Source organism: Pseudomonas sp. BSw22131 (genome assembly GCF_026810445.1).
Taxonomy (GTDB): domain Bacteria; phylum Pseudomonadota; class Gammaproteobacteria; order Pseudomonadales; family Pseudomonadaceae; genus Aquipseudomonas; species Aquipseudomonas huanghezhanensis.
In genome coordinates this window covers 1,191,223-1,210,400 of sequence record NZ_CP113949.1, presented here as the reverse complement: position 1 = coordinate 1,210,400, position 19,178 = coordinate 1,191,223, and the positions used below count along the sequence as shown (strand labels likewise).

At 60.1% G+C, this 19,178-nt stretch carries 17 protein-coding genes; 9 read left to right on the top strand and 8 right to left on the bottom strand.

Annotation, left to right across the window (positions count from 1 at the left end; translation table 11 throughout):
• Positions 1-133: 133 nt before the first annotated feature.
• Positions 134-1,645, bottom strand: a complete 1,512-nt coding sequence (locus OYW20_RS05415; protein ID WP_268799698.1) for an efflux transporter outer membrane subunit — start codon at positions 1,643-1,645, stop codon at positions 134-136.
• Positions 1,646-1,826: 181 nt separating this feature from the next.
• On the opposite strand from OYW20_RS05415, the gene OYW20_RS05410 reads away from it, so the two are divergent.
• Together OYW20_RS05410 and OYW20_RS05405 are read left to right on the top strand one after the other, a co-directional pair.
• Positions 1,827-2,774, top strand: coding sequence for a LysR family transcriptional regulator (locus OYW20_RS05410; RefSeq protein WP_268799697.1), 948 nt, complete (start codon positions 1,827-1,829; stop codon positions 2,772-2,774).
• Between the two features lie 203 nt (positions 2,775-2,977).
• The gene (locus OYW20_RS05405) at positions 2,978-3,952 is read left to right on the top strand and encodes a 2-hydroxyacid dehydrogenase (RefSeq protein WP_268799696.1); all 975 of its coding nucleotides are present in this window, start codon (positions 2,978-2,980) and stop codon (positions 3,950-3,952) included.
• Between the two features lie 107 nt (positions 3,953-4,059).
• On the opposite strand, the gene OYW20_RS05400 is transcribed toward OYW20_RS05405, so the two are convergent.
• Positions 4,060-4,959: a DMT family transporter gene (locus tag OYW20_RS05400; RefSeq protein WP_268799695.1), complete on the bottom strand. Its 900-nt coding sequence runs from the start codon at positions 4,957-4,959 to the stop codon at positions 4,060-4,062.
• A 227-nt stretch (positions 4,960-5,186) separates the two neighbouring features.
• Here OYW20_RS05400 and OYW20_RS05395 point away from each other — a divergent pair, with 227 nt between their 5' ends.
• Positions 5,187-6,059, top strand: a complete 873-nt coding sequence (locus tag OYW20_RS05395; RefSeq protein ID WP_268799694.1) for a helix-turn-helix domain-containing protein — start codon at positions 5,187-5,189, stop codon at positions 6,057-6,059.
• Between the two features lie 245 nt (positions 6,060-6,304).
• Here the strand turns inward: OYW20_RS05395 and OYW20_RS05390 are convergent, their stop codons facing one another.
• From OYW20_RS05390 to OYW20_RS05365, 6 genes are read right to left on the bottom strand one after another with little or no spacing between them, the layout of a single operon-like run.
• Positions 6,305-8,689, bottom strand: coding sequence for a TonB-dependent siderophore receptor (locus tag OYW20_RS05390; protein WP_408005467.1), 2,385 nt, complete (start codon positions 8,687-8,689; stop codon positions 6,305-6,307).
• 49 nt (positions 8,690-8,738) lie between these two features.
• Positions 8,739-9,743 (bottom strand): FecR family protein, encoded by a 1,005-nt coding sequence (locus OYW20_RS05385; RefSeq protein ID WP_268799693.1) that lies wholly within the window; start codon positions 9,741-9,743, stop codon positions 8,739-8,741.
• A complete protein-coding gene (locus OYW20_RS05380) occupies positions 9,740-10,351 on the bottom strand; it encodes an RNA polymerase sigma factor (protein WP_408005500.1) in 612 nt (203 codons plus the stop codon). Before OYW20_RS05380 ends, OYW20_RS05385 begins: the two co-directional genes overlap by 4 nt.
• A 7-nt stretch (positions 10,352-10,358) precedes the next feature.
• Positions 10,359-10,691 (bottom strand): DUF3325 domain-containing protein, encoded by a 333-nt coding sequence (locus tag OYW20_RS05375; RefSeq protein WP_268799691.1) that lies wholly within the window; start codon positions 10,689-10,691, stop codon positions 10,359-10,361.
• A complete protein-coding gene (locus tag OYW20_RS05370; protein ID WP_268799690.1) occupies positions 10,691-12,310 on the bottom strand; it encodes a PepSY-associated TM helix domain-containing protein in 1,620 nt (539 codons plus the stop codon). Before OYW20_RS05370 ends, OYW20_RS05375 begins: the two co-directional genes overlap by 1 nt.
• Positions 12,307-12,639, bottom strand: a complete 333-nt coding sequence (locus OYW20_RS05365; protein WP_268799689.1) for a DUF3649 domain-containing protein — start codon at positions 12,637-12,639, stop codon at positions 12,307-12,309. The genes OYW20_RS05370 and OYW20_RS05365 overlap by 4 nt, the downstream gene beginning before the upstream one ends.
• A gap of 208 nt (positions 12,640-12,847) precedes the next feature.
• Between OYW20_RS05365 and OYW20_RS05360 the strand changes: the two genes are divergently transcribed.
• The 6 genes from OYW20_RS05360 to OYW20_RS05335 all read left to right on the top strand — a co-directional run bounded on the left by OYW20_RS05360 (position 12,848) and on the right by OYW20_RS05335 (position 18,961).
• Positions 12,848-13,351 (top strand): sigma-70 family RNA polymerase sigma factor, encoded by a 504-nt coding sequence (locus OYW20_RS05360; protein ID WP_268799688.1) that lies wholly within the window; start codon positions 12,848-12,850, stop codon positions 13,349-13,351.
• Positions 13,333-14,310 carry a FecR domain-containing protein gene (locus OYW20_RS05355; RefSeq protein ID WP_268801048.1) on the top strand — a complete coding sequence of 326 codons (978 nt, stop codon included), beginning with the start codon at positions 13,333-13,335 and terminating at the stop codon, positions 14,308-14,310. Before OYW20_RS05360 ends, OYW20_RS05355 begins: the two co-directional genes overlap by 19 nt.
• Before the next feature lie 216 nt (positions 14,311-14,526).
• Positions 14,527-16,893 (top strand): TonB-dependent Fe(3+) dicitrate receptor FecA, encoded by a 2,367-nt coding sequence (gene fecA, locus OYW20_RS05350; protein ID WP_268799687.1) that lies wholly within the window; start codon positions 14,527-14,529, stop codon positions 16,891-16,893.
• A 168-nt stretch (positions 16,894-17,061) separates the two neighbouring features.
• Positions 17,062-17,481 (top strand): HPF/RaiA family ribosome-associated protein, encoded by a 420-nt coding sequence (locus OYW20_RS05345; protein ID WP_268799686.1) that lies wholly within the window; start codon positions 17,062-17,064, stop codon positions 17,479-17,481.
• Positions 17,482-18,016: 535 nt separating this feature from the next.
• On the top strand, positions 18,017-18,346 hold the full coding sequence (locus OYW20_RS05340) for a DUF3509 domain-containing protein (protein ID WP_268799685.1): 330 nt from the start codon (positions 18,017-18,019) through the stop codon (positions 18,344-18,346).
• A gap of 270 nt (positions 18,347-18,616) precedes the next feature.
• Positions 18,617-18,961 carry a YXWGXW repeat-containing protein gene (locus OYW20_RS05335; RefSeq protein WP_268799684.1) on the top strand — a complete coding sequence of 115 codons (345 nt, stop codon included), beginning with the start codon at positions 18,617-18,619 and terminating at the stop codon, positions 18,959-18,961.
• The last annotated feature ends 217 nt before the right edge of the window (positions 18,962-19,178 follow it).

The window sequence follows — 19,178 nt, the reverse complement described above, 5'->3', positions numbered from 1 at the left end:
GCACACTGCATCGCGAGCAAGCTCACTCCCACATTGAATTTTGCGCTGGCCGATAAAGCGGGCACTGCGTGCACACTGTGGGAGGGAGCTTGCTCGCGATGACGCCGTGACCGGCGACAGGTCTCTATCTGCTTCACCGCTCAAACACTGCCAATATAGCGGGCGGCTTGGGCGCGACGGTCTTGTCGTCAGCCGGCGAGTCATTGCCCGCCATCAAGCCACCGCCCAGCGCCACCACCAATTCGGCATGCACCGTCAAACGCGCGGCCTGCACCTGTTGCTGCACCTGTTGTTGGTGAAACAGCAGCGTCTGCGAGTTCAGCACATTCAGGTAATCGGTCAGCCCGCGTTTGTACGCAATCATCGCAATGTCATAGGTCTTCTGCGCAGCCGCCACCGACTCATCGGCGAACCGTTGCTGCTTGTCCATCGAGGCACGGTGAATCAACTGATCTGAAATACTTTTGAGCGCATTCACCAGTGTCTGGTTGTACTGCGCAACGGCCTCGTCATAGCCAGCCGAGGCCTCGCCCAGCTCTGAACGCAGCCGCCCGCCATCGAAGATCGGCAGCGTGACGGCGGGGCCAACGCTGTAGTTGAATTTCTTGCCAGCCAAAAACTCCAGCATGCCGCCGCCCGTGGCCATGTAACCGAGGCTGCCGACCAGATCGACGTTGGGATAAAAACCAGCGTGCGCCACGTCAATTCCCCGCGCCTGCGCCGCCACGCGCCAGCGGCTCGCGACCACATCGGGACGCTGCCCCAGCAACTCGGCCGGCAGAACCGACGGCAACGTCAACGGCGCTTGCAGCGACAATGTCGGGCGTCGCAACTGCGCGCCCTCCCCCGGGCCTTTGCCGGCAAGCGCTGCAATCTGATTGCGGCTCAGGGCAATCGCTTCCTCCAGTGCGTCGATCTGGCGATGGGTTTCCGGGAGTGGCGTCTGAGCCTGACTGACCTCAAAGTGCGTGCCGATCCCGCCCTGCAAACGGCGCTGAGCCAGATCGAGCATCTGTTGTTGCTGGGTCAGCGTTGCCTGAGCGATATCGCGCTGGGCGTAATTGAGCGAGAACTGGATGTAGGCGCGGACCAGATTGTCCTGCAACTCCAGTTGCGCCTGCCGCTCCTGCGCAACGCTCTGGTGTGCAAGGTCCAGCGCACGCTCGGTGCTGTTGCTCTCGCGGCCCCACAGGTCCAGGGAATAACTCAGACCCAGCGACGCATTGTTGTCCCACGTGCTGGTGTTCGATAACTCACCCGGACCATAGAACTGATCCGTCGGCCAGTTGTGGCGCTTGAAGGTGCTGTCGGCGTTGATGTGCAGCGATTCTGCAGATTCAGCCAGCCCGGCCATGGCCTTCGCCTGACGCACACGTGCCGCCGCCATCGCAAGGCTTGGGCTGCCTAGCGCCGCCAGGTCGATCCAGTGGTTGAGCTGATCATCGCCAAACGCTCGCCACCACTGACCTGCGGGCCAGTGAGCATCTTGCGCGGCGTGCTCGATGGCCTCATCGGTGGCCAGCGCATTGGCTGGCAATGCGCTGTCTTGAGGTGCAATCCCGCCCGTTCCGATGCAGCCGCTGATAACTAACGATAAGCCCCAGACAGTAAGGGGCTTGAGCACTCTGATGATGCGACGCGGCACAGCTGCATTACCTGGATGAAAGGGGGCATGAATCGAGCCGCGATTCTAGGATGCGTCCGGGACGGCGATAAGCGGGGAGTTTTGTGATTCTTTGTTACCGAACGGAGGATAATCCTGCGGCAAGGCTGACACGGATAAGTAACTTCATGTCACAATTTGCTATCTCACCAGAGAACGGCCAATGGACACTCTGCAAAACATGCGCGCCTTCAGTTGCGTAGCACAAGCGGGCAGCTTCACTGCGGCAGCAGTTCAGCTGGACACCACCACCGCAAACGTTTCGCGTGCAGTCTCCAATCTTGAAGCACACCTGCAAACACGGTTGCTCAACCGCACCACACGACGGATCGCCCTGACTGAAGCCGGCAAGCGCTACTTGCTGCGTTGCGAACAGATTCTGGGCTATGTCGAGGAAGCCGAAGCCGAAGCCAGCGACGCCCATGCGCGCCCTGCCGGACAGCTCAAGGTGCATTCGATGACCGGCGTTGGCCAACATTATGTGATCGACGCTATTGCGCGTTATCGACGTAATCACCCGGACGTCTCGTTCGACCTGACCATGACCAACCGCGTGCCGGACTTGCTCGAAGAGGGTTACGACGTGTCGATCGTGCTGGCCAGCGAACTCCCGGACTCGGGCTTCGTCTCTCAGCGCCTGGGCATCACGTACAGCATCGTCTGCGCCTCGCCCGCTTACGTCAAAGCGTTTGGCATGGCCCATAAACCAGCGGACCTGTTGAATCACGCGTGCCTGCGGCTGGTCAGCCCGGTTTTTCCGCTGGAGAAATGGGCATTTGATGGTCCGGATGGCCAGGAGATGGTCACCATCGCCAGTTCGCCGTTTCTGGTGAACTCCGCCGATGCTATGACAGCGGCGATAAGCAGCGGCATGGGCATTGGTATTTTACCGATCTATTCGGCTATCGAAGGCCTGCGAAACGGCACGCTGGTGCGGGTGTTGCCGCAATATCGCTCCCATGAGCTGAACCTCTACGCCATCTACCCTTCGCGCCAGTACCTGGATGCAAAGATCAAGACGTGGGTCGAATACCTGCGCGGTTCACTGCCGGAGATCATGGCGGCGCACGAAGCGGATTTGCAGACGCACGCGTTGCTTGAGTCGGTCTGACGACTAAGCAACTGCTTGTGTGGGAGGAAGCTTGCTCGCGATAAAAACCAGATCCGACAAAGATCTGTCAGCTGGACCGGCCTCATCGCGAGCAAGCTCCCTCCCACAATCGGACAAGGCACCGCCTCCCGCTGCCAATCCTGCGGCAAGAATGTTAGCGTGCTACGCACTTTCCATCCGAACCGCCCGAGAGAAGCTATCCGATGAAAAAGACCGTCCTTGCCTTCAGCCGCGTATCCCCTGAAATGGCCGAGCGCCTGCTGCAAGATTTCAACGTGATCATCCCCGATCCGAAAAAAGGCGACCTCAATCAACAATTCGACGAAGCGCTGCCGCACGCCCACGGCATGATCGGCGCAGGCCGTGCGCTGGGACGTGAACAACTGGCCAATGCCACGCAGCTGGAAGTGGTGTCGAGCATCTCGGTCGGTTACGACAACTACGACGTCGGTTACCTGAGCGAACGCGGGATCATGCTGACCAACACCCCGGACGTGCTGACCGAAAGCACTGCCGACCTGGGCTTCTCATTGATCATGAGCAGCGCCCGCCGCGTCGCCGAACTGGACGCCTGGACCAAAGCCGGCAACTGGAAACGCAGCATTGAGGCGCCGCACTTCGGCACCGATGTGCATGGCAAAACGCTTGGGATTGTCGGCATGGGCAACATCGGCGCAGCGGTTGCGCGTCGCGGTCGTCTGGGGTTCAACATGCCAATCATCTACAGCGGCAACAGCCGCAAGACCGAGGTCGAGCAAGAGCTGGGCGCACAATTTCGGACGCTGGATCAACTGTTGGCAGAAGCAGACTTTGTTTGCCTCGTAGTGCCGTTGAGCGAGAAGACCCAGCACATGATCAGCACGCACGAGCTGTCGCTGATGAAGAAAAGCGCAATCCTCATCAACATCGCACGCGGGCCAATTGTCGACGAGCCGGCGCTGATCAAGGCGCTGCAGGACGGGACGATTCGCGGCGCCGGGCTCGACGTGTATGAGAAAGAGCCAATGGCTGAGTCGCCGCTCTACCAACTGAGCAACGCGGTGACACTGCCGCACATCGGCTCCGCGACCACGGAAACCCGTCAGGCCATGGCCGACCGCGCCTACGCAAACCTGCGCGCCGCGCTGCTGGGCGAGAAGCCGCAGGACCTGGTGAATCAGCAGGTCTGGAAAGGCTGATCGCGCCATCAGGAACGCACAATCTCTGTAGCCAACTTGTTGGCGAGGCGTCTCTTCGGCCAAAACCGTTATGGCGCCTCGCGAATGAATTCGCTCCTACAGAGAGATCACGCCAGCTTGCCCCCCACCGGCACCAGCGCTTTGGGCTTTCTGAAGACCAGCACGTTTCCAACCATCACCAGTACCAGCCCCATCAATGCCGGCGTGGTCCATTGGTAGCCCTCAAAAAGCGCCGAGACATTCAGCGCCACCACAGGGAACAAGACGGTGCAGTACGCCGCGCGCTCCGGCCCCATGCGCCCGACGAGCGTCAGGTAGGCGGTAAAACCGATCACTGACCCCGGAATCACCAGATACAACAGCGACCCCACGTAACGCGTGTTCCACTCAAAGGCGAATGGCGTGCCGCTGATCACGCAATAAATGCTGAGCATCGCCGCGCCATACAACATGCCGTAAGCGTTGGTGGTCAGTGGGCGCAATCCGGCCTTCTGTTGCAGGCTGGACAACATGTTCCCTGCGGAAAAACACAAAGTCCCCAACAGCGCCAGGCCCAGACCGAGAAGGGTTTCGGGGCTCGCGGCATGGCCGGACAGCTCGGGCCAGAACATGCAGGCCAATCCCACCAGCCCCACTGCGCCGCCGGTTATCACGTTGCGTGCGACCTTCTGCTTGAAGAAAATCCGGGCATTCAGCGCGTTCCACAACGTAGCGGTGGAAAACACCACCGCAATCAACCCGCTGGGGATCCACTGACTCGCGGTGCAGAAGCACACAAAGTTGACGCAGAACAGACACAGCCCCTGAGCGAGGCAAATCAGCTGTCCGCGACGATTGACCGGTTGAAGTCTGCGGCTGATCAGCAACACCGCAAACAGGATCAACGCCGCCAGTCCAAAGCGGTAAACGATGGAAACCGGGATCGCCACCTCACCCAATTGAAGTTTCAAGGCAATCCAGGTGGTGCCCCAGATCAACACGGTCAGCAGATACAGCGAGAGGTTCATGGCGGGCTCCTTGATGAGGCGCCAGTCTGGACAACCGCCTCGTCGCGCACTTGCACAATCTTGCGCATTTGATCGGCAGGTGGCTGGCAGCGTGGGCGCTACAGCGTAGGATGCTTCTAACCCGTTTGTAGGCGCGAATTTACTCGCGAGGCGGCCTGGGTGATCAGCGCGTAATCCGTCTGGCCAACAAGCTGGCTCCTGCAGAAACACACCCGAACCGAGATCCCATGCCGCCCCTAGAAACCCTCCAGGTGTTTCAGTCCCTGAACAGCTCGCCCAATGCTCAACTTGAGCAGAGCGCTTCGCTGGGCGACGGGACGGTGGCGGCGTTATGGAATAACCGGCACGACGCCCAGGAATATCAGGCGCCTAGTCACCACACGCTGTCGTGCTACATCGACGGCGGTCTGGGCACGTTTCGGCGCGACCAGCCGGGCAACAAAGGTTCGCCGGGGAAACTGTGCATTCTGCCCGCAGGTCATCAATCAGCGTGGGTTATCAACGGCGAAATCCGCCTCGCGCATCTGTACATCAGCCCTGAGCAGTTCGCACTCACCTGCGTGACGATGCTCGACAAGGAACCCCGTGAACTGGCACTGCGCGAAGCCACGTTTCTGGAGGATGCACCGCAAGCCCTGCGCTTCCAGCAGCTGATACGAATGAACTGGAACGAGCCTGGCGAGCGCCTGCTGACCAGCAGCCTGGCGCACGAAATGCTCAGCCACACGGTCCTCAATCAAGTGGGCAAGCGCGACGGTCTGCGCTTGAAAGGCGGGCTGGCGCCGCACCTTCGGCGTCAGTTGATCGAGTTCATCGATAACCAATTGGCCGAGCCACTTAGCCTGGGGCAACTGGCCGCGTTGTGTGCGTTGTCCGAATACCATTTTGCCCGGATGTTTCGCGAAAGCTTCGGCTTGCCGCCTCATCAGTATCTGCTGGCGCGGCGTCTGTTTCGCGCACGTGAACTGCTGCGCAACACGCGTCTGGCGTTCGGCGAAATCGCCATGGACTGCGGCTTCGCCAGTGCCAGCCATTTCAGCAACCGCTTTCGGCAGGCCGTTGGCGCAACGCCGGGCGCCTATCGGCTGGCGTTCGCCTGACGCACCCCGCAAGGCCGTAAGTGCTCAATTGTTGGCGAAGCGGGCCCTGAGCGTTGAACCCGCCCCATAGCCGCGCGAATGAATTCGCGCCTACAGAGCCACAGTCTGTAGGAGTCGCCCACTCCCCGGGACAGACTTGACCGCGAGCCAAATCTGGCAAACGCCACAAAATCTGTAGGAGTTGACGAGCCTGGGCGAGGCCGCGATGGGCGCGAAGTGTTTGATGTCAGAGCTGCAGGTGCCCTTTAAAACTCCAGGGTCGTCGCGATCTGTATCTGCCGGGCATCGCCTATCGACACAAAATACCGGCTCACCGCAGAGCTGTAATACGTGCGGTCAAACAGGTTTTTGACGTTGAGCTGAATCTCGACCTTCTGTCCTTCGAGTTTTGTTTCATAAGTGGCAAACGCGTCGGCGACTGTGTAGCCGGGCAGGCTGAAGTCGTTATCCGGGTTGCCCGCCCGCTCACCGACGTAATGCGCGCCCGCGCCCAGCCGCAAACGGTCGCCACCGATCACTGAACCCACGTCATACACCGCCGACAATGAGCCGCTGTGCCTGGGTACATTCTGCAAACGATTGCCCTCAAGCAACGGGTCCGTCGTCACCTGAGCGTCGGTCAACGCGTAGCTGCCCATCATGCTCCAGCGTTCGGACACTTCCCCGCTGACATCCAGTTCAAGCCCTCGCGAACGCACCTCCCCCGCGGTGCTGTAAACAGTGGACGCCGTGAGCGAATCGAAATTGGCGACCAGTACGTTGCGTTTCTTGATATCGAACAGTGCCAGATTGGCGCTCATCCCGCCCGGCACCTCCCACTTGGCGCCCAGTTCCCAGGATTTGGCCTGCTCGGGCAGCGTGCCCGAGTCCAGCGTCGTGCCACCCGCCAGCGCAGCGATGCTGGAATTGGGTTTGAACGACTCGGTGTAACTGCCGTAAAACGACAGTTCATCGTCGACGCGGTACACCAGGCCCGCGCGCGGTATCCACTTTTGGCCGTTGAGATGGGTATTGACGGTAAACGGCCGTCCTTTACCGGCGAGCTGGTCGTACGTCTGAAAACGCGCGCCCGCCACCAAAATCCAGTGTTCGTCCAGATGGATCGAGTCCTGCGCGAACACAGAATCGCTGCGCAGCACATCGCTCTGGTTGCTGTCGGGCAGGCTAATAGTGCTGCCCTGCGTTTCCAGACCGTAGACCGGATCCACGTAGCTGAAGGTGGTCTGGCTTTTCTGACGAATCAGCTCGCCGCGATAAATCTTGCGGTACTCGTCGTCGATGCCCACCAGTACATCGTGCTGCATCCCCAGCCACTCTGGGCTGCCGCTCACTGTCAGTGTGGTGAAGCGGTCGGTACTCAGTGCGCCGCCAGTGCCGTCCATGGAGCGGGTCAACGTGCCGGTCGCCGGATTGACCGCTGTGATCCGCACCTGACTGGCGTCGTAGGTTTCGCGGTTGTAGCTGTACCCCAGATGGCCTTTCCAGTTGTCATCGAATTGATGATCGGCCTCGAAGCGATACAGATCCGAACGCCCTTCCATATTGTTGAACGGCTCGTCCAGCCGACGCGTGGCGGGAATGTCCAAGGGGTGACCGATGCCGGGATCAATGGCCGTACCGCGATCGAATGGGTAGACAAATTCACGGTGTTCGTAAGCGCCGAGTAACTGCGTGGTATCGCCATACCAGGCCAGCGATGGCGCCACCAGCGACTCGCGATGCACACCAAAATTGCGCCAGTAATCCTCGTCTTCATGATCGACGATCAGGCGATAAGCCAAGCCCTGCCCCTCCTGACCCGGCTCACCCAGCGGCCCGGTGCTGTCGAGCGTACCGCCGCTGCCGCTTTTACCGTCGCCAAAGGTCGAACCGCGTGCGGTCAGTGCGTGATAGGCCGTCATCTGCGGACGTTTGCTGACCACATTGACCACGCCGCCCGGGTCCTGAATGCCATACAACAAGGTCGAAGGGCCTTTGAGCACTTCGACCCGTTCAGCTGTGGCATTGAGGCTGCGGCCCTGCACCACGGGCATGCTATCGCGCATGATCGACCCGTCGCGGTTATCACCAAAACCGCGCTTCATCAGCGTGTCTTGCGTGCTACCCAGCGTGTTGCCCTGGGTGACGCCGCTGACATTGCTCAGGGCATCGTCGAGGTTGCGCGGCGCTTGGTCGCGCAGCACTTGAGCTGGCACCACGCTGATGGCTTGCGGCGTATCGAGCGTCGATGCCGACGAGCGCGAGACCGAGTTGGCGGATGGCGGTTGATCGAGGGTGGGCGATTGCACCCGCGAATCGATATTCGTTGCCTGCAACGTGATCGCACCTGACTGACCCGCGACAGGCTCGAGGGTGAAGGTGTGCGGGGTTGCGCGGCGATAGGTGAGTCCGGACGTGCCCAGCAGGGTTTTCAACGCCTGTTCCGGGCTGAATGCGCCGTTGAGTGCGGGAGCATTGATCGCGTAGGGCGTTTCCTGGGTGTAGACGACGCTCAACCCGGTGACACGGGTGAACTCACTGAGCGCTTGCGGCAAGGGCCTGGCCGAAATCGAAAAGCTGAACGTAGGCTCGGCGGCCTGTGCACACAGGCTCCAGAGCGCGAATGCGCCTCCACCGATCCAGTGTCTCAACGCGCTTCCCTCTCTCCAGTCATCTCTGAAGGTCTGCAGATCATGGTCATCACCGCAGCACGATCACGCGCCCCAACAACGCGTACTGCTCAAAACCCACCACAGATTTCAAACTGGCCAATATCGCTTCAGGGTCGTTGCTGGGGAAGCTGCCGCTGACACGGGTAGCGCCGAGTTTGTCGTTGAGCAACACAATGCGGCCGGGGTAATACCGGCTCAAGTCGCTGATCACATCGGCCAGCGGCGTGCGGTAGTAATTCAGCCAGCCCTGACGCCAGGCCAGAGCGCTCTCGCTGTCGACCGACGCAGGAACCGTGGTGAGTAGCTGGTCATAACGCACCTGTTGCCCGGCCGTCAGAACCTGTTGCGGCTGATCACCCACCGCGCTCACACCGACCTTGCCCGACAGCACTGTCACCTGCGCGCCGACCGGTTGCAGGCGGACCTCGAAACGGGTGCCCATCACCCGGGTATGGCCGGCATGCGCGTCGACCACAAACGGCTCATTGGTGTGCGTGACATGGAAGAACGCCGCGCCGCGACGCAGTTGCACGTGGCGCTCACCGATTCTGAAATCCACGGCGATCGCACTGTCGGCATCCAGCGTCACCTCAGACTTATCGGCCAGCGTAACGGTGCGCACCTGCCCCGGTGCCGACACATAGTCGGCACCGAAATCATCTGCCCAACGCTGCGGCTGCCAACCCATGCCGACGCTGACCATCAGCAGCAGACACGCCGCCATCGCCAAACCCGCTGACCAGGGCGCGACCCTGCGACGGTGGCGCGCCACTTCAGGCGCATCCATCGCAGCGAGCAGCACATCCAGTGACGCGGCGTTTTCACGCGCCAGGCGCTGGGCGGGTTCTTCGGTCAACTCCCACACCACCTGCGCCTGAGCGTAGGCTTCGGCGTGCACGGGATCGGCGCGCAGCCATTCGCTGAACCGGGCCTGATCGCCAGCGCTCGGCCGACCATGCAGACGGCCCAGCCATGCCAGCGCGGCGGCGTGCTGATCGGGCGACACGTTGACACGCGCAGGCGACGCATTCATCGACGGGCATCCTGTGACTTGCCACGCAGGCCACGGGCCGGCGGTGCGTCATGCGCAAGACTCGCCTTGCAGGCCTGCAAGGCGCGCATCATGTGTTTTTCGACCGCGCTTTGAGAAAGCCCCATGACCTTGGCGATCTCGGCGTATTTACGCCCGTGAATGCGATTGAGCAGGAAGATCTGCCGGGTTTTTTCCGGGAGCCCGCGCAGTGCAGCCTCGACGTGCCGCAGATCGTTGCCGGCTTCCAGCGCGGCATGGGGCTGATCATCGACCACGTCGTTCGGCTGGGTCATGCATTCCTCGCTAAGCCGCGCGCGCGTGCCCTCGTTGCGCAGATGATCAATGGCGATATTGCCCGCGCATCGCAGCAGATAGGTGCTCAGTTCTTCCACCTGAACCAGCGGACGACGCCAGAAACGCACGAACAGATCCTGTACCAGATCGGCTGCCGTTGCCCGGCATCCCACGCGTCGACTGACCAGCGCCTCCATTTGCAGCCGCTGGGACAGAAACACCTGGAGAAAATGCGCACGACTGCCGTTGGAAAACTCTGACTGCGCACAGGGCTGACGAGGCTCCGGAGTGTCCGGGTTTGGTGAGGTCATCAGGCTCACGTCAGGCCAACCACTGGCTAATGGCGGCGACCGGACTGATCAATAGCGCCATACCCGCCAGCAATAAAGCCAGACGGGGTCGCCAGGACAGCGCGATCAACAGCGCCATCGCGCTGATCATCAGTGATGCGGACCACTGCACCAGCCCCATCCCCCAACCGCCCGCTTCGATCCCCGCCCACAGCGAAAACAGCAACGCGACCCAGCCCAGTACACGCAGCCACTGGCGCCGCCCGGGTGCAAGTTTGCCGCCGATGGCGTCCGTGTAATGCCGGCTCATCGACAGGCTCAGCGCGCTGAATCCGACAAAGCACAGCAGCGTGGTCAAGAGCATCAATGCACCTCGTGACGGGAAGTGTTGAGTTCGTGAGCAAGCTCCCTCCCACGGCCGTCAGCCAGATGCAGCTTTTGCGTGCCGCTGGCGTGTGTGAGCTTGCTCGCGATGCTTTTTTGCCGCCCGGTGCGAAACTTCAACGCCGACCCGCCAAGAAATAACCCGGTGACCAGCGCCGTCAGGTCCACCCCCGGAATTGCCCAGTGCCCTTCGCGCACCGCTGCCGCCAGATAAGGCCAGGCCGTCAGTGCATCGAGCAGCGGCAGACCGGCAAACAGCAGCGCGCCCAGCCCCAGTTGTTCGCGCCACGCCGCTTTGCCCTTGCGCAGCAGGGCATGCAGCAAAGCCAGGCCCCACATGATGAAGAAGACGTTGATCTCCCAGCCATCGCGTCCGACCAGGCCGACCGGCAACAGCCGATTGGCCCAGAAAAAACTGCCCACGGCCAGCATCAGTCCGGCCATGCTGGCGACGTTCAGCACCTCCACCAGACGCAATTCAAAGGGCAGCACGCCACTGATCGCGTGCTTGAGGCGGCGCTTGCCCAGCCACATCACCAGCCCGGTGCCGATCAGCGCCGTACCGCCGACACCGAATACAAAGTAGAGCCAGCGCAAGACAGGCCCTGCGAAATGCCCCATGTGCAAGCCGTACAAACCGCCAGCCAACATCAGCGGCGCGGCGGTCATGACGCTTTCGCCGTCCACTGCGCCGGTGGTGCCGCTGAACGTCATGCCCGACCCTGGCTCGTAAAGAATGCGGTCATCGCTGCCGCGCTCGAACGTCACCGTTGCGTTGGCGTCTCCCGGCCGATTGACCACCAGCCGCGCGATCGACGCGCCCTGCCAGTGCTCCCGCGCGGTGTCCATCATCGGCCGCAATGGCGCCAGCGGTACCGCTTTGCCCGACGCTTGCACCGGCTTCTGCGAAGGGAACAGGTCGTTGAAAAACGTCTGCGTGTCGCTGCCGTAAGCGGTGAGAATGCTAGCTGGCATGACCATGGTCATGAAGATCACCAGGCTGCTGTAAGTGATCATCAGATGAAACGGCAGGATGAGCACACCCACCGCGTTATGCCCGTCCAGCCACGAGCGCTGTCCCTTGCGCGGCCGGAAAGTGAAGAACTCCTTGAAAATCTTTTTGTGAATGATGACGCCGCTGATCATGGTGACCAGCATCACCATGGCCGCGATCGCCGCCAGCCAGCGCCCCCACGGATAAGGCATCTGTAACTGAAAATGGAAACGGTAGAAAAACTCGCCGCCTTTGGTCTCCCGTGCGCTGGTTTCAGTGCCGGTGAGTGGGTCGAGGGTTTTGTTTTCGAAGCCTCGAACGGGCTTCTGCCACATCACCGTCAAACCGGGTGAGCGTGCGTCCGGCAGGTTGATGAACCACCGTGGCGAATCCGCCGCGTTCTGTTGCAGCCAGCGTTGCGCATGATCCAGGCTATCGCCTGGAGCAACGTCGCGCAGCTGCACCTCAGGCTGTGCCCACTGAGTGATTTCATCTTTGAAATACGACAACGTGCCCGTCAGGAATATCGCGAACAGCAACCAGCCGAACACCAGGCCCGCCCATGTGTGCAGCCAGGCCATGGACTGACGAAATCCTTCTTTCACGACAGCCACCGCCCGATGCCATAAAGGCTGGCGAACACGCCCGCGGGCAGCAAGACACCGAACCAGGCCAATACGACGCTGCGACAGGCAAAACACCACAGGGCCACGAGTAGCCAGGCAAGAAACGACACCGTCATGGCCAGCACGACAGACTCTGCGCGAGTGAACGGCAGCCACTGCGCCAGGCAGACGCTGAAAAGCGCCGCGACCAGATAGCCGCCCACAGCCGCAGCCAGCACCCGGAACGCTACAGCCAGGCGCCAGCGCAAGGAAACCCCGCCGCGCTTGGCCCTGCCAGGATTACGCCTGACTGATGAAACGCTCTCCATCAGTGAGCGATCCTCGATGGCGTGTAGGTGATTTCGACAGAATTTGTCTGAATCGACATCGAGTGTTGAGTCCTGATGACGGCATGTCGGTGGGACTTTGCCGGAGTTGAAACAAAAGAACGCAATATTAATGATAAATATTCTCATACGCAAAGGACTCTGACAGAATCGTCCGCATTTACAGGCCCCTCCCGGATCACCACTGGCTATGTCGACCGCTCATCCCCTCTCCCACCACATCGTGGAAGGTCTTTACAGCGCTCACCATCGTTGGCTGACGACATGGTTGCGCCGCCGTCTGGGTTGCCCGGACAGCGCGGCCGACCTTGCGCAGGACACTTTCGTCAAAGTCCTGCTGGCCCGTGACACGCCGCAGCTTGTGGAACCTCGCGCCTTCCTCACCACCGTCGCCAGGCGTGTGCTGTGCAACCATTACCGACGTCAGGAGCTGGAACGTGCCTACGCAGCAGCGCTGGCCGAACTGCCTGAATGCGTGGCCCCGTCGGAAGAAGAACGCGCGATTATTCTGGAAACGCTGGTGGAGCTCGATCAACTGCTCGATGGCCTGCCGATATTGGTCAAGCGCGCGTTTTTGCTGGCACAGGTGGACGGCCTGACCCACGGCCAAATCGCCGCCTGCCTGAACATCTCGATTGCCACCGTCAAACGCCACCTGAACAAAGCGGCCCTGCGCTGCTACTTCGCTCTGTGAGCATGAATCGCCCGGATATTTCGCCAGAGGTCGCCGAGCAAGCAGTGAGCTGGCTGGTGGAAATGCAAAGCGGCGCCCTTGAGCCCGGTCGGCAACACGCCTGGCAGGCCTGGCTGACCAGCCACCACGATCATCAACGCGCCTGGGCACATATCCAGCGGGTCAATCAGCGCTTGAGCGGTTTGTCCTCGCCGCTGGCCCACGCGGCTATCAACGCACCCGCCTCTCAAAGCCGGCGACATGCGTTGAAACTGCTGCTGTTACTCGGCGCAGGCGGCGCGTTGACCTGGGGCATGCGCGACCAGTTAGCGCTGCCACCCTTGTTTGCCGATTACCGAAGCAGCGTGGGTGAGCGGCGCGAAGTGGCGCTGGCGGACGGCAGCCAGGTGCAACTCAATACCGGCAGTGCGATGGATGTACGGTTTGACAGCCACCAGCGGCTGATTCGCCTGCTCGAAGGCGAGATGCTGATGACGGCGGCGTCGGACCCGCGCCCACTGCAACTGCTGACGGCGCAGGGCAGCCTTCAAACGCTCGCCGGTGAAACGCGTTTTAACCTGCGGCAACTGGACGGTCACTCTCAACTGGCGGTGTTTACGGGCAGCATGAGATTGACCCCGGCTGCTCGTTCAGGCCCGCCTTTTTTGCTCCAGGCCAACCAGCAAGTCACGTTTACCGCATCGCAATGGACGCCAGTGCGCGAACTGGATGCCAGCAACGGTGCGTGGGCCGACGGGATGCTGGTGGCTGCGCACATGCGGCTGGAGGACTTCCTCGTCGAACTTAACCGCTACCGTCGCGGCAGGCTCAATTGCGATCCCAACGCCGCAGACCTGTTGATTTCCGGCAGCTACCCGTTGGCGGACAGCGAACGGATTCTCGACATGCTTGAAGTAGCGTTGCCGGTAAAAGTCCAGCGTTTTACCCGGTATTGGGTCACCGTCGAAAAGCGCGTCTAGACCCAAGCATTTACTGCATCGGCAGGGTCCGACTCGACCTGTCCGCCCACAGCCACCGTTCGTGGCGCGATAACTCGGAATCCGGCGGCATCTCAACGACGAGGGGATTGCCTACAGATTATTTTCAGTTTTTAACAAATTTTATGAGCTGTTTTCATCGACTCGCGTGACAGACAGGAAAAGCACTTTTTATCCGTCTTTCCAAAGGACTCCTGCATGTCATCCCGCCCGACCCCGCTGCTGCCGCTCGCCCGCACATTGCGTCATGTCATCTTCGGCGCCAGCCTTTCACTGGGGGCGGTGTCGCTGAGCCACGCGGCCGAAGCGACCAAGCCGTATCACATCGCCCCCACTGAACTGGAAGCCGCGCTGAACCAGTTCGGCCGCGAAGCCGGTGTGCTGATCTCATACAGCCCGGACGTCACCAGCGGTCGTACGAGCCGAGGCCTGGAAGGCAGTTTCACCCCTGAGCAAGGGCTCGCCCAACTGCTGGAAGGCACCGGCCTGCAAGCCAGGACAGACGGCAATAACGGCTTCACCTTGCAGCCTGCCACTCAAGCCCAGAGCGCCGAAAACACTAACGACCCGATTGAGTTGGGCGCCTCCACGGTAGTCGGTGACTGGCTGGGCGCCGCGCAGCAGACCAACGTCTTCGAGCATCCTGGCGCACGTGATGTAATCCGTCGCGACGAATTCGAACGCACGGGCGCCACCAGTGCGCGTGAAGTCCTGAACCGCATTCCTGGCGTCAACGCGCCGGACAACAACGGCACGGGTAGCCACGATATGGCGCTCAACTTCGGCATTCGCGGCCTCAACCCACGACTTGCCGCCCGCTCCACGGTGCTGATGGACGGCATCCCGGTGCCGTTCGCGCCTTACGGTCAGCCGCAGTTATCTTTTGCGCCGATCAGCATGGGCAACATGGACGCAGTGGATGTGGTTCGCGGTGGCGGTGCCGTGCGCTACGGCCCTCAGAACGTGGGCGGTATCGTCAACTTCGTGACCCGGGCGATCCCGGACGCGCCGACTGTCAAGGGCGGGATTCAGACACAAACCAGCCCATCGTCCAGCCACGACGGCTTCAAAACCACAGGCAATCTGCTGGCGGGCGGTACAAACGAAAACGGCTTGGGCGGCGCCGTGTTGTATTCCGGCACGCGCGGCGGCGATTGGCGTGAGCACAGTGATACGCAGATCGACGACCTGATTCTCAAGGGCAAATACCAGATCGACGAAGCTAACAGCATCAATACCGAAGCGCAGTACTACGAAGGGCAAGCCGACATGCCAGGCGGCCTGAACGTGGATGACTACGACGCTGATCCGTACCAGTCGACGCGCCAGAAAGACAAATTCTGGGGTCGCCGCACAATGTTCAACATCGGTTATCGCTACGAACAAGACGCGCGGGTTTTTACCGTCAACAGCTTCTTCACCAAGACCCTGCGCAGCGGCTATCTGGACCAAGGCTCATTCGTGTCGCTGTCACCGCGTGAATATTGGGTGCGGGGGCTGGAAACGCGTTTCTCCCAAGGCTTCGGGCTTGGCGACACCTGGCACGAGGTCGGCGTTGGGTATCGCTATGTCAACGAAGCAGGCCATGAACTGCGCTATCGCGAAAATACGGCGCTGAATCTGCTGCCTACCACTGACAGCCGCAATGACCGGGACACCCGAGGCTCGACCCAAGCCCACGCGTTCTACATCGATGACCGCATCGACATCGGCAAATGGACGTTCACCCCCGGCATTCGCTACGAAATGATTGATTCTGCGCAGAACAACAACCTGACCAACGTCAAATATCAGGGCGATTACAACACCGCACTGCCTGCGCTCAATGTGCTGTATCACCTGACCGAAAGCTGGAATCTTTACGCCAACACCGAGGGGTCTTTCGGCTCCGTGCAGTACAGCCAGATGCCAAACCGTGTGATTGGCGGCGAAGTGAAACCGGAGAAAGCACGCACCTGGGAACTCGGCACCCGCTATGACAATGGCAACCTGCGGGCGGAGATCGGCGCGTTTTTGATCAATTTCGATAATCAATACGAGAGCAACCAGACCAACGACACGGTGATTGCTCGAGGGCAGACACGTCATCGCGGCATCGAGACCAGCGTCAACTTCGCGCTTGATGGTTTGAGTCCGATGCTGGGCGGTTTCGATGTCTACGCCACGTATGCGTTCGTTGACGCGACCATTGAGGAAAGTGGCCCGAACCAAGGCAATCGTGTTCCGTTCTCGTCAAAACACAAAGGCACCTTGGGTGTCGGTTACACCGAAGGTCCGTGGAAGCTGAACGTGGACAGTTCGTACCAGAGCAGCCAGTTCGCTGACAACACGAACACCTCTGCCGAAAGCGCCGACGGCAGCACCGGGCGCATTCCAGGCTTCATGCTGTTCAGCAGCCGTGCGGCCTATGATTTTGGTCCGCAAATGTCTGACCTCAACGTCGCCATAGGGGTGAAGAACATCCTCAATCGCCAGTACTTCACCCGCTCGTTCGATGACAACAACAAGGGCAAGTACGTGGGCGAACCTCGCACGCTGTATGTGCAGACCTCGGTTTCGTTCTGATCTCGCCCGGTGGGCCAGCTGGATAATTAGTTCCGTATCCAGCTGAAATATATTCTCTGGTTTTAGGGGTTGAATTGTTCGCCCATCGGCGCCAACACTGTGACTGAGGGCAGACGCAACTCTGTGACGTCGAGACTCTCCCGAGCAAGCCAAAGTAAGGGAAGAATTATGCAAATCCAGGTCAACAGCGATAACCACATCGAAAGCAGTGTCCGACTGGAGGAGTGGGTACGAAACACCGTTGAAAGCACGCTCGAACGCTACGAAGAAGACCTCACCCGTATTGAAGTCCATATCCAGGACGAAAATGGCGACAAGCCAGGCCCGCACGACATCCGTTGCCAGATGGAAGCCAGGCCAAAAGGACACCAACCTATTTCTGTCACCCACAAAGCCAGCTCACTGGACATGGCTGTGGACGGCGCTGCGGTGAAACTCGATCACGCACTGGAACACCTGTTCGGCAAACTGCGCAGCAAACGCGGCGGCGTGTCGGCCATCAGCAACACCAAAGACAGCGACGCCGAAAGTCCGGATGCGCTGCTTCAGGAAGAATTTCTTGAGAAGGATGATGCGCTGCACGGTTGATCCGGCAGCGATGGACCGACTGACAACAGCCGGCCCAACGAATTGAAGCACTCGAAAAGGGCGGGCCCGTGAAGACAGGCCCGCCCTTTTTCGGTTTGGCTTATTGCGTCGAAATCACGGAACTACTGGCTCGCACACAAAGCATGCACCCCGGGCACTAATGGTGCTTGTCGGTCCGGATAAGGGCATTTGCCTCTTGCGCTTTACCGCCAGCGAAGCGCCGATGACTGAATGAAAACAGGTTGAATGCCGCTGAATTGATGCGTTTGCACCGTTCATCGTACGTGGCCCAAACCATGCAGGTTACTCAGGGCAACGCCAAATACGTGCGCACAAGCGCGAATGCAATCCTCATCAGCTTCACGTCCAATCAGTATTCGCTTAACCGATAGCATCAACGGATCAGAAACAGGACGAAACCGTTAAGTCAGCGATAACGGCCAAGACAGGAATTTTTCTACCGTTGATCAGCGTCAAGAACTAAAGGGACTAACCCCCAGTCAACTTATGCAGACTCGATAACCAGGTACAGGCCATGGACAATCCATTTCAACAGATCACCGACGCTTTCCACCCAGACTACCGGGTTAATTTGAGTATCCAGGGCTTGGACGGGACCATCATGCTGACACTCTCCAACGAGTCAGGGGTGGTCGCTAAACGCTTGATCAGCGCAGAACAACGCAACTCCCCCAAACGCCTGAGTCGCTTGATCGAAAGCGTACAATTTGGCATTGCGATCGAACAGGGTCACAGCGCTATCAAGATCCTCGCCGCCATGACTGACGGAGACCTTAAACAACTTGCCCCCGTCGCAGCCAAGCCCCGCATGCTGAGCCGCCCCACAATGGCTGCGGGCATCTGAATGAGCTCAATCAGCGCGGAGGCGATGACCGTATCGCCTCCCTCTTCCTCAGGCGCTTAACCCAGCTTTTCCTGCCCTTGGTCCACCCAAGCCAACTGTCCGCCACATCAAGAATCAACAAACGCCAATACCGGCGATCGCCACAACGTCCCGATCCCCTGCCAGTTCAGCGCCCAGACAGAAAAGACCTGTTACAACAAAATCACAAGAGAGACTTCGGTCAATCATTCGTGGGTTGTTTCACGTTGTGGATAAGTCTGAGGTGGCGATATGTTTTTACGTAATGCAGCAGTGATTGCAGCACTGGCCATGACCGCCGGTTGCGTACAAGAGCGCGTCGTTCATGAACGCCGCGTAGTCGAGCGACCCGCACCCCGGACTGAATACGTCGAAGTCGTCGCTCCCCAGGCACCACCCGAGCGAATCATCGAGGAAGAACCGGCCCCCCGCCCCGGCTACATCTGGGCACGGGGTTATTGGCACTGGAACGGCAACCGCTACGTCCCGGTCCACGGACATTGGGAAACCGTGCGCCCTGGCTACCGCTATCAACATCCGTACTGGGAAAGCCGAGGCGATGGCTGGCACTACCACGTAGGCGTTTGGGTGAACTAAGCAATCCCGGACAATCCCAGACAGCAAAATGCCCGATGACCGGGGCATTTTTTTGGGGGTGGATGCTTGGGGACGAGTGAATGGTCACCGGCAGGTTTGGGCCCAGGCTGTGTGAAAACGCATGCACCATTTTGAAGTCCGCGTCGCTAATTGAAGTCTGCCAGCGTTCGGTTGGTCAGCGGACCTGAAATTTTCGTAGGGGCGCGATTTTCGGTCC

What these genes read in the sequence shown, in the direction of transcription:
- OYW20_RS05410 (WP_268799697.1), top strand. Translation starts at nt 1,827, where the DNA reads ATGGACACTCTGCAAAACATGCGCGCCTTCAGTTGCGTAGCACAAGCG.
- OYW20_RS05405 (WP_268799696.1), top strand. Translation starts at nt 2,978, where the DNA reads ATGAAAAAGACCGTCCTTGCCTTCAGCCGCGTATCCCCTGAAATGGCC.
- OYW20_RS05400 (WP_268799695.1), bottom strand. Translation starts at nt 4,959, where the DNA reads ATGAACCTCTCGCTGTATCTGCTGACCGTGTTGATCTGGGGCACCACC.
- OYW20_RS05395 (WP_268799694.1), top strand. Translation starts at nt 5,187, where the DNA reads ATGCCGCCCCTAGAAACCCTCCAGGTGTTTCAGTCCCTGAACAGCTCG.
- OYW20_RS05385 (WP_268799693.1), bottom strand. Translation starts at nt 9,743, where the DNA reads ATGAATGCGTCGCCTGCGCGTGTCAACGTGTCGCCCGATCAGCACGCC.
- OYW20_RS05375 (WP_268799691.1), bottom strand. Translation starts at nt 10,691, where the DNA reads ATGCTCTTGACCACGCTGCTGTGCTTTGTCGGATTCAGCGCGCTGAGC.
- OYW20_RS05365 (WP_268799689.1), bottom strand. Translation starts at nt 12,639, where the DNA reads ATGGAGAGCGTTTCATCAGTCAGGCGTAATCCTGGCAGGGCCAAGCGC.
- OYW20_RS05360 (WP_268799688.1), top strand. Translation starts at nt 12,848, where the DNA reads ATGTCGACCGCTCATCCCCTCTCCCACCACATCGTGGAAGGTCTTTAC.
- fecA (WP_268799687.1), top strand. Translation starts at nt 14,527, where the DNA reads ATGTCATCCCGCCCGACCCCGCTGCTGCCGCTCGCCCGCACATTGCGT.
- OYW20_RS05345 (WP_268799686.1), top strand. Translation starts at nt 17,062, where the DNA reads ATGCAAATCCAGGTCAACAGCGATAACCACATCGAAAGCAGTGTCCGA.
- OYW20_RS05340 (WP_268799685.1), top strand. Translation starts at nt 18,017, where the DNA reads ATGGACAATCCATTTCAACAGATCACCGACGCTTTCCACCCAGACTAC.
- OYW20_RS05335 (WP_268799684.1), top strand. Translation starts at nt 18,617, where the DNA reads ATGTTTTTACGTAATGCAGCAGTGATTGCAGCACTGGCCATGACCGCC.